The sequence below is a fragment of the Ruminococcus sp. SR1/5 genome (genome assembly GCF_000209835.1).
Taxonomy (GTDB): Bacteria; Bacillota; Clostridia; order Lachnospirales; family Lachnospiraceae; genus Blautia_A; species Blautia_A fusiformis.
Genome location: NC_021014.1, coordinates 3100062 through 3108817 on the forward strand (window position 1 = coordinate 3100062; position 8756 = coordinate 3108817).

Below are 8756 nucleotides of genomic sequence, written 5' to 3' on the forward strand. Positions count from 1 at the left end.
TTCAGTGTGAAAAGAGAAATGCAGAGGGCCTGCACCATCGCGAAGCCCTCTGCATTCTAAAGGGGAGGATATGATAAGTATCTCCCGGAACGGCATCTGTTATACAGAAAATATATAAGATCTTGTAATCTTTTATTCCCTGTTCTTCTTCCGGTATTCATCGGGAGTCATTCCATATGTTTTTTAAAAGTACGTATGAAATGCTCCGGACTTTCATACCCTACAAGTTCACAGATCGCAAGATTGCTGAGAGAGGTTTCACGCAGAGCATGACATGCCTGGTTCAGCTTGATATCCCGGATGATCTGTAAAAATGTCCGTCCGGTACTTTCCTTGATCAGGGTACTGAAGTGGAAAGTACTATAGCCAAAATGCTTCGCAGCTTCACGTAAGGTAACGCTCTGGTAGTGACGGTTCAGGTAGTTGAGGATTTCCGTTACAGAATTTCCGGTGCTGTCCTTTGTAAGGATGGATTCAATATCATTTTCGTGAAAACGCAGCAGCATGGCCCAGAATATTAAAAGCAACACTGTCATCAAAGATCCCCACACTGTGAGTGGTATGCGGTGGGATGATACAGATATCTCCGGTATGCAAAGTGTGTTCGATCCCCTGTATCGCAGTGTGGGCAGTTCCGTCATACAGACAGAGAATCTCAAAAAATTCATGTTCATGGGGAAAAACAGGGGTATAGCGGTAATGCTTGGAAAGCACGATATTGCCATTTATATCATGAGCAAGTCAGGTATGGATGATCCTGGCGGAAGCAGTCAGCGGCGAAGAAGGAGCAGAAATACTGAATCGTCTGGTGGAACTGAAACCGGAAAAAGGAATGGTTTCTCCGTATATGAACCATCATTTTGTGGAAGCACTTCTGATGTGTGGTAAAAAAGACCAGGCAATGGAATATATGAAATATTACTGGGGCGGAATGATAAGCCACGGTGCGGATACATTCTGGGAGCTTTATAATCCGGAAAATCCTGCAGAATCTCCATATGGAAGCAGCATTGTCAACAGCTACTGCCACGCATGGAGCTGCACTCCGACTTATCTTCTCAGAAAATATTTTAACTGAAGCAAGTAAGTCCCCTGCGGGGGCGCGAATATCTGCTTGAACTAAATCACAGTGTGATAAAATAACTCGGATATGAAACAGATGTATTTGATTTCTTCGCCAAAAGATGATATAATAAACAGAAATTGCGAAGCGGAATATAAATCTCCGTCTTATTTATCTAAAATTTTGGAAAAGAGGATCAGACAATGAGCGATATGACAATTCTTGAGCAGTGGCGTTCCATTGCTTATAATCAGAATGCAGATAAGAATAAGCTTCAGCGCTTCTGGGCAAATTATTTTAACATTGAGAAGAATATTTATGAGCAGCTTCTTGAGAACCCGGATGAGGTTGTTTCCGGAACTGTAAAAGAGCTTGCTGAGAAATACGGTCAGGACGTTATGACTATGGTTGGTTTCCTTGACGGAATCAATGACAGTCTGAAGGTTCCGAACCCGATCGAGACTATGGATGAGGATACCAAGGTAAACCTTGCATTTGATAAAGAGGCACTCTATAAGAACATGGTAGATGCCAAGGCTGACTGGCTTTACAACCTTCCTCAGTGGGACAAGATCTTCACAGAAGAGAAAAAGAAAACCCTCTACATGGAGCAGAAGAAATCCGGCACAGTTGTGAAACCGCACAAGGTCGGAAGAAACGATCCGTGCCCATGCGGAAGCGGCAAGAAATACAAACACTGCTGCGGAAGATAATGAGCGTAAAGAAGAATCTGGATTACATTATCGTGTTAGGTGCCCATGTGGACGGAACACGGATGACACTTGCCCTTCTGGAACGAGCCAGAAGGGCCCTTCTTTATCTTGAAGAAAATCCGGGTACGAAGGCAGTGCTCTCTGGAGGAAAAGGCGATGGAGAAAACATTTCCGAGGCAGAGGCCATGTATCGTTATCTTACCTGTCACGGAATAGACGGGGACAGACTGATACGGGAAGAGGAATCTACCAGTACGAAAGAGAATTTGGAATTCAGCTGCAGAAAGATCGGAACCACAGACTGTTCTGTAGGCGTGGTGACGAACAATTTTCATGTATGGAGAGGAGCAGCCATTGCAAGAAAATGTGGATTCCGGGAAGTGGCCATGGTACCTTCCAGGTATCGAAGCTGGCGTCTTTTTATCTACATTCCCCGTGAGATTTTGGCCATTATCAAAGACAAACTCATGGGAAATCTGTAGATCTGTGCGAGAAGAGAAATCTCAAAAATTTTGTCAACATGCGTTGACAAATAAAAATACTGCGCTTATAATGAACCACAGAAAAAGAAATAAAAAACACGTTGACGAGACGAGTAAGCTGTGAAACGTTACAGAGAGAGATGTGAAGTGCTGGAAACATCTTATCGGGAAACAGCCGAAGACTACCTCCGAGTGGCCCCAATCCGGTCCGGTGATTCCGTTATCATCATAATTGAGAGGCTTTGCATCCTGGCATGACCGGGCAGCAGAGCAAGCAGGGTGGAACCGCGAGAATGAATGAACTCGTCCCTTACAGTATGTGATGTACTGTGAGGGATTTTTTATTGCAGAATCTCTTGCAAAAGCAGACACATACTGTGTACCATAGAAACTTCATTTCAAATGAAAGGAGAAACAACAATGATCATTACATTAAAAGACGGCTCAAAAAAGAATATGCAGAAGCAAAAGCTGTGATCGATATCGCATATGACATCAGCGAAGGCCTTGCACGTGCTGCATGTGCAGGAGAAGTAAACGGAGAGGTCGTAGATCTTCGTACAGTTCTTGACAGCGACTGTGAGCTGAATATCCTTACAGCGAAAGACGAGAAGGGCCTTGCAGTTCTCCGTCATACAGCATCTCACGTAATGGCACAGGCTGTACAGAACTTATACCCGGAGGCAAAGGTTGCCATCGGACCATCCATTGATACAGGCTTCTACTATGATTTCGACCACGAGCCATTTTCACGTGAGGATCTTGACGCCATTGAGAAAGAGATGAAAAAGATCATCAAAAAAGGCGCAAAGATCGAGCGTTTTACAAAATCCCGTGAGGATGCCATCGCATACTTTAAAGAGAAAAATGAGCCATACAAGGTTGAGCTGATCGAGGATCTTCCGGAGGGAGAAGAGATTTCCTTCTATTCACAGGGAGACTGGACAGACCTCTGTGCAGGCCCGCACCTGATGAGTGTAAAAGGCATCAAGGCATTCAAGCTTCTTTCTTCTTCCAGCGCATACTGGAGAGGCAGTGAGAAAAACGCAATGCTCACACGTATCTACGGAACAGCCTATGCTACAAAGGATGAGCTGAAAGAGCATCTGGAGCAGATGGAAGAAGCAAAGAGACGTGACCATAACAAGCTTGGCCGTGAGATGAAGATCTTCACAACTGTAGATGTGATCGGACAGGGACTTCCGCTTATCATGCCAAACGGTGTGATCATAATGCAGGAGCTTCAGCGCTGGATCGAGGATGAGGAGACAAAGCGTGGATATGTAAGAACAAAAACTCCTCTTATGGCAAAGAGCGATCTCTACAAGATCTCCGGACACTGGGATCATTACAAAGATGGTATGTTCGTACTTGGTGATGAGGAGAAGGACAAAGAGGTTTATGCACTTCGTCCGATGACATGTCCGTTCCAGTACTATGTATACAAAGCAGAGCAGCACAGCTACCGTGATCTGCCGATCCGTCTCGGCGAGACCTCCACACTGTTCCGTAATGAGGATTCCGGAGAGATGCATGGCCTGACACGAGTTCGTCAGTTTACTATTTCCGAGGGACATCTGATCGTAAGACCGGACCAGATGGTAAAAGAGTTCAAAGACTGTATCGCACTTGCTCAGTACTGTCTGCAGGTACTTGGTGTTGAGGAAGATGTAACCTATCATCTTTCCAAATGGGATCCGACAAACAAAGAGAAATACATCGGTGAGCCGGAGGTATGGGAAGAGACAGAAGGCCATATCCGCCAGATGCTTGAGGAGCTGAACATTCCATTCACAGAGGATGTGGGCGAGGCTGCTTTCTACGGACCGAAGGTTGATATCAACGCAAAGAACGTATACGGAAAAGAAGACACCATGATCACGATCCAGTGGGATGCACTTCTTGCAGAGCAGTTTGATATGTACTATATCGATGAGAATGGCGACAAACAGCGTCCGTACATCATCCACCGTACATCCATGGGATGCTATGAGAGAACACTGGCATGGCTCATTGAGAAATACGCAGGAATGTTCCCGACATGGCTCTGCCCGGAGCAGGTTCGTGTGATCCCGATCTCCGAGAAGTACAACGATTATGCACAGAAGGTTGAAGCTCAGATGAGAGAAGCTGGAATCCGCTGCTCTGTGGACGGACGTTCCGAGAAGATGGGATACAAGATCCGTGAGGCACGTCTTGAGAGAGTACCTTACATGCTTATCGTTGGTGCAAAAGAGGAAGAAGAGGGTAAGGTTTCCGTAAGAAGCCGCTATCTTGGCGATGAGGGAATGAAAGAGCTTGGTGAGTTCATTGACTTCATCAAAGAAGAGATCAAGAACAAGACGATCCGTAAGATCGAGGTTCAGGAAGAGAAGAAATAAACAAAACAGATGATTGACGGATAAATAAAAGGCGACCCGTGTGATAGGCGGGCCGCCTTTATTTTTGATCCGGCAATATTGAGGCCACGCTGTGATGCGGAGGCGGTCAGTATTGCCGGATATTTTTTATTTAAAATATTTCTCCCTGACGAGCTCAACCGGCATGTCCAGTCCGGTCCAGATGTGGAAAGCCTTTACACCCTGGTGGAGCAGCATGTACATTCCGTTAAAGGTCGGACATCCGGCTTCCCGGGCTTCCCTGAGAAGTCTTGTTTCTCTTGGCTCATATACAACATCGGCTACGGTAAGCTCCGGATGGAACAGAGCCTTGTCCGAGATCACGGTGCCTGTCACATCCGGAACCATTCCCACAGAAGTTGCATTGATGAGGAGATTGCTTTCCTCCAGTGCGTCCTTCAGCGCAGTGTGATCATCCATCTCATGAAGGATCATCTCACATTCTGTCATATGAGACATTTTTTCTGCCATGGCAGCAGCACGTTCCCAGTAACGGCTGGTAGGACGTGCAAAAACATGGATCTTTTTTGCACCCTCCAGGGCGGACTGGCCGCAGATCGCCATTCCGGCACCGCCGACGCCCATAACGGTGATGGTGCGCCCTTTTACATCACAGCCGGCATCTCTGGCAGACTGGGTAAATCCATAACCATCCGTATTAAACCCCTTTAATTTTCCATTGTCGTTGCGTACGGTATTTACCGCTCCGATCAGCTGGGCAGTGGGAGAAAGCTCGTCCAGAAGCTCTACGATCTTATTCTTGTTTGGCATGGTCAGGTTAAAGCCCTTGATCCCACAGGCTTTCAGTCCTTCCACAGCCTGGGGAAGGGTCTCCTCTGTTACATCAAAACAGAGATACACATAATCAAGTCCAAGATAACGGAATGCCTCATTGTGCATTAAAGGTGATACGCTGTGTGCCACGGGGCTTCCCAGAAGGCCGGTAAGCCCGGTATGTCCAGTAATATTGATCATTGTTCGATTCCCTCCTGTATCTCATATAATAGAATTTCTTTACGAAATATAATAAAAAATATTTTAGCACTATAAAGTGCGAAAATCAACAAATACAAATATTGTACGGAAATTTATACATTTTTGTCGCTGATTCATAGAAAAAATCTATAAATGTCGAGGCAGACAGAAACGACCCGATAAGTTAGAAGAATCGACATCCGGATTTGACAAAATATGCAAAGAGCCTGCCCTATAATAAATACACTTACCAAAGCTGAGAATCGATGGCAGACGAAACAGCAGTGGAGGAGGCTTATGTATCAGAGGATATACATAGATATCGTTTTTATGACGAATTTCCTTATGGATTACATGCTTTTAAGATTTGTGGGAAAATTTCTGCATCTTGACGGGAAACGCAGAAGATGTGTGATATCCGCTGCCTTTGGATCTTTTGTATCCTGCCTGCTTGTATGTGTACCTTTTAAGATCATTTTTCCTGCCGCTGTCCTGATCCATGGCGGCTGCGCTTTTTTTATGGCGTCGTTTGCTTTTCGACTGAAAAAAGGCGGCCTTCTTGTAAAAACCATTCTGGCTCTGTATTTCACAGCTTTTGTGGTTGGCGGGATCTATCAGGCACTGGAAACGGAAAGAACCATGACGGTGAAAATATTTCTGCTTTTTCTGGCAGGGATTTATGGCACACTTTATACTCTGGGATGTGTGACCGAGACCTTCCGGTTTGGCAGAAGAAATATTTTTCCGGTCACTTTGAAATATCAGGGGAAGCTGCAGCAGACATACGGCTTTTATGATACCGGAAATCTCCTTATGGATCCTGTGAAAAACAGCCGGTATCGATCATCAAACAGGAACTTTTGGGAAGCCTGATATCGAAAGAGCAGGTGAAAAAACTGATGGATATTAAAGATAAACCAGAGGCACTGGAAAATACAGGATTTGTCAGTCTGCAGCCGCATTTTCTGAGCTGTCATACCGCAGATGGAAAAAAGGACTGCTGCTGGCAGTGATCCTTGATGAACTTCTGATCCAGACTCCCGAAAGGGTGGTACATGTAGGAAAACCGGTGCTTGCCATAACATCCGAGCCCTCAGCTTTGGGAGAAGAGTACGAGATACTTTTGAATTCCAGACTATTAAATTGAGAAGGGGGCTTATGTTATGAACAGAGCAGCTGCAAGATCCTATCCGTTTCAGGTGATCCGGAAATTTATGTTCAATCGTCCGGGAGAGGTTTTTTATATTGGTGGAAATGATATCCTTCCGGCGCCGTTGTCAGCGGAACGGGAGGCTGAAGTGATCGAAATGCTGGGAACAGAAAAGGAAAAAGAGGGAAAGTCGGTTCTGATCGAGCATAATCTACGGCTGGTGGTTTATATTGCAAAGAAATTTGATAATACAGGGGTAGGTGTGGAGGATCTGATCTCCATCGGAACCATAGGGCTCATAAAGGCTATCAATACCTTTGATCCGGTAAAAAATATCAAGCTTGCTACCTATGCATCACGATGTATCGAAAATGAGATCCTGATGTATCTGAGGAGAAACAGCAAAACAAAGATGGAGGTTTCCATTGATGAGCCGCTGAATGTGGACTGGGATGGAAATGAGTTGCTACTTTCGGATATTCTGGGAACGGATGACGATGTGATTTCCAGACGTCTGGAAGATGAGGTGGAGATCGCACTTCTTGGAAAAGCCATCAGCAAACTGACAAAGCGGGAACAGATGATCATCCGTCTGCGATTCGGCATCGGAAACCGGGAAGGAAGCGAGAAAACACAGAAGGAGGTAGCGGATCTTTTAGGAATTTCGCAATCCTACATTTCCCGCCTGGAAAAGCGGATCATGAAGCGGCTGCGGAAAGAAATCGTAAAGTATGAATAGATGAAACCGGAAAAAACGGTTTACCGGACAGGTTTCCCTTATGGAGGAAGTAAAACCAAAAAATATTTTTGAGACACCACAGGGAGATGAGCGTCTTGGATGGACCGGTGATGCAGAAATCTTCTGCCGTACGGCATGCTTCCTTGAAAATACCTATTCCTTCTACCGAAAATGGCTCCGTGATGTGGAGGCAGACCAGACAGAGGAGGGCGGTGTTGCCCATGTTGTTCCGGATATCATTTCCGGAAACGAAGGGTATAATTGGCTCCTTGAGCAGGGAAGTCATTCGGCGGCAGAGAGAAGATTTGAAATTCCGGGAAATACAGTAGAATTTGTCAGAGACCTTCGGTATAATAAATACAGAGTGTTTACAGAGCTACAGAATGAACAAAAGAAGAAGGGGGTGTGGCAGAATGATCGACATTGCACATGCAAAACAGGAATTCGAAAAATATCTGGATGAATACGACCGGGAGGATGAACAGATCTGTCTGAAAATCGTACATACCTATGGCGTGGTGAAATACGCAGGAGAGATTGCCAGAAAAATGGAATGTTCCGGTGAAGATGTGGAACTTGCGGAGCTGATCGGTCTGCTTCATGATATTGGCCGTTTTGAGCAGATCCGTAGATTTCACAGCTTTGAGCCGGGAACCATGGATCATGCCGTGTTCGGTGCAGAACTTCTCTTCGGGGAGGAGAAGCTGATCCGGCGTTTCGTGGAGGATGATAAATTTGATGAGCTGATTGATGCAGCAATTCGGAAGCACAGTGATTTCAAACTGGAAGGAATCCACGATGCAAGAACACTTTTCCATGCAAAACTGATACGAGATGCCGATAAGCTGGATAACTGCAGAGTAAAGCTGGAGGCGTCTGTTGAAGCCATGCTGGGAGTCTCTGAGAAAGATGCAGGAGAAGGGCTGATCTCACCGGCAGTGTGGGAGTCCTGTCTCAGAAGAGAATCCGTGTTATCCGCAGATAGACATGTGCCGGTGGATTACTGGGTATCTTATCTTGCACAGTATTATGATATTAATTTTCCTGAGACCTGTGAGATCATCGAAGAAGAGGATTATATCACCAGGATCGCAGGCCGGCTGACGTACCAGGAACAGGATACCAGAACTAAGCTCCATATTCTCACAGAAGATCTGAACAGGTATCTGGAGATGCCGGCTGTGTCTGTGAAGGAATAGGAGCATAGCAGTTACTGTTCACTGGCCAATGTCCCA

Annotated in this window: 10 protein-coding genes and 1 pseudogene; 8 read left to right on the forward strand and 3 right to left on the reverse strand. The window is 45.6% G+C overall.

Annotated elements, in window-relative coordinates:
* Positions 1–167: 167 nt before the first annotated feature.
* Both CK1_RS15570 and CK1_RS18540 read right to left on the reverse strand, forming a co-directional pair.
* Positions 168–536: a helix-turn-helix transcriptional regulator gene (locus CK1_RS15570; protein ID WP_015527103.1), complete on the reverse strand. Its 369-nt coding sequence runs from the start codon at positions 534–536 to the stop codon at positions 168–170.
* Positions 481–714, reverse strand: coding sequence for an AraC family ligand binding domain-containing protein (locus tag CK1_RS18540; protein WP_173745700.1), 234 nt, complete (start codon positions 712–714; stop codon positions 481–483). The genes CK1_RS15570 and CK1_RS18540 overlap by 56 nt, the downstream gene beginning before the upstream one ends.
* 37 nt (positions 715–751) lie before the next feature.
* Between CK1_RS18540 and CK1_RS15575 the strand changes: the two genes are divergently transcribed.
* The 4 genes and pseudogenes from CK1_RS15575 (at position 752) to thrS (ending at position 4639) form a co-directional block, all read left to right on the forward strand.
* Positions 752–1078 carry a hypothetical protein gene (locus tag CK1_RS15575; RefSeq protein WP_015527104.1) on the forward strand — a complete coding sequence of 109 codons (327 nt, stop codon included), beginning with the start codon at positions 752–754 and terminating at the stop codon, positions 1076–1078.
* A gap of 197 nt (positions 1079–1275) precedes the next feature.
* On the forward strand, positions 1276–1776 hold the full coding sequence (locus CK1_RS15580) for an SEC-C metal-binding domain-containing protein (protein ID WP_227588426.1): 501 nt from the start codon (positions 1276–1278) through the stop codon (positions 1774–1776).
* Positions 1776–2258, forward strand: a complete 483-nt coding sequence (locus tag CK1_RS15585) for a YdcF family protein (RefSeq protein WP_015527106.1) — start codon at positions 1776–1778, stop codon at positions 2256–2258. The genes CK1_RS15580 and CK1_RS15585 overlap by 1 nt, the downstream gene beginning before the upstream one ends.
* A 420-nt stretch (positions 2259–2678) precedes the next feature.
* Positions 2679–4639 (forward strand): annotated as a pseudogene (gene thrS, locus CK1_RS15590) (threonine--tRNA ligase).
* A gap of 126 nt (positions 4640–4765) precedes the next feature.
* Here thrS and CK1_RS15595 read toward each other — a convergent pair.
* Positions 4766–5632, reverse strand: coding sequence for a shikimate dehydrogenase (locus tag CK1_RS15595; RefSeq protein ID WP_015527108.1), 867 nt, complete (start codon positions 5630–5632; stop codon positions 4766–4768).
* Positions 5633–5929: 297 nt separating this feature from the next.
* Between CK1_RS15595 and CK1_RS15600 the strand changes: the two genes are divergently transcribed.
* The 4 genes from CK1_RS15600 to CK1_RS15615 all read left to right on the forward strand — a co-directional run bounded on the left by CK1_RS15600 (position 5930) and on the right by CK1_RS15615 (position 8720).
* Positions 5930–6505 (forward strand): sigma-E processing peptidase SpoIIGA, encoded by a 576-nt coding sequence (locus CK1_RS15600; RefSeq protein ID WP_015527109.1) that lies wholly within the window; start codon positions 5930–5932, stop codon positions 6503–6505.
* Positions 6506–6795: 290 nt separating this feature from the next.
* Positions 6796–7521 (forward strand): RNA polymerase sporulation sigma factor SigE, encoded by a 726-nt coding sequence (gene sigE / locus CK1_RS15605; RefSeq protein ID WP_015527110.1) that lies wholly within the window; start codon positions 6796–6798, stop codon positions 7519–7521.
* A 40-nt stretch (positions 7522–7561) separates the two neighbouring features.
* The gene (locus CK1_RS15610; protein WP_015527111.1) at positions 7562–7984 is read left to right on the forward strand and encodes an alpha-L-rhamnosidase-related protein; all 423 of its coding nucleotides are present in this window, start codon (positions 7562–7564) and stop codon (positions 7982–7984) included.
* Positions 7935–8720 (forward strand): HD domain-containing protein, encoded by a 786-nt coding sequence (locus CK1_RS15615; RefSeq protein ID WP_015527112.1) that lies wholly within the window; start codon positions 7935–7937, stop codon positions 8718–8720. The genes CK1_RS15610 and CK1_RS15615 overlap by 50 nt, the downstream gene beginning before the upstream one ends.
* Positions 8721–8756: the final 36 nt, after the last annotated feature.

Bases quoted from the DNA above. Each gene is read 5' to 3' on its own strand.
- CK1_RS15600 (WP_015527109.1), top strand. From the start codon at position 5,930: ATGTATCAGAGGATATACATAGATATCGTTTTTATGACGAATTTCCTT.
- CK1_RS15585 (WP_015527106.1), top strand. From the start codon at position 1,776: ATGAGCGTAAAGAAGAATCTGGATTACATTATCGTGTTAGGTGCCCAT.
- CK1_RS15615 (WP_015527112.1), top strand. From the start codon at position 7,935: ATGATCGACATTGCACATGCAAAACAGGAATTCGAAAAATATCTGGAT.
- sigE (WP_015527110.1), top strand. From the start codon at position 6,796: ATGAACAGAGCAGCTGCAAGATCCTATCCGTTTCAGGTGATCCGGAAA.
- CK1_RS15595 (WP_015527108.1), bottom strand. From the start codon at position 5,632: ATGATCAATATTACTGGACATACCGGGCTTACCGGCCTTCTGGGAAGC.
- CK1_RS15570 (WP_015527103.1), bottom strand. From the start codon at position 536: ATGACAGTGTTGCTTTTAATATTCTGGGCCATGCTGCTGCGTTTTCAC.
- CK1_RS15610 (WP_015527111.1), top strand. From the start codon at position 7,562: ATGGAGGAAGTAAAACCAAAAAATATTTTTGAGACACCACAGGGAGAT.
- CK1_RS15575 (WP_015527104.1), top strand. From the start codon at position 752: ATGATCCTGGCGGAAGCAGTCAGCGGCGAAGAAGGAGCAGAAATACTG.
- CK1_RS15580 (WP_227588426.1), top strand. From the start codon at position 1,276: ATGACAATTCTTGAGCAGTGGCGTTCCATTGCTTATAATCAGAATGCA.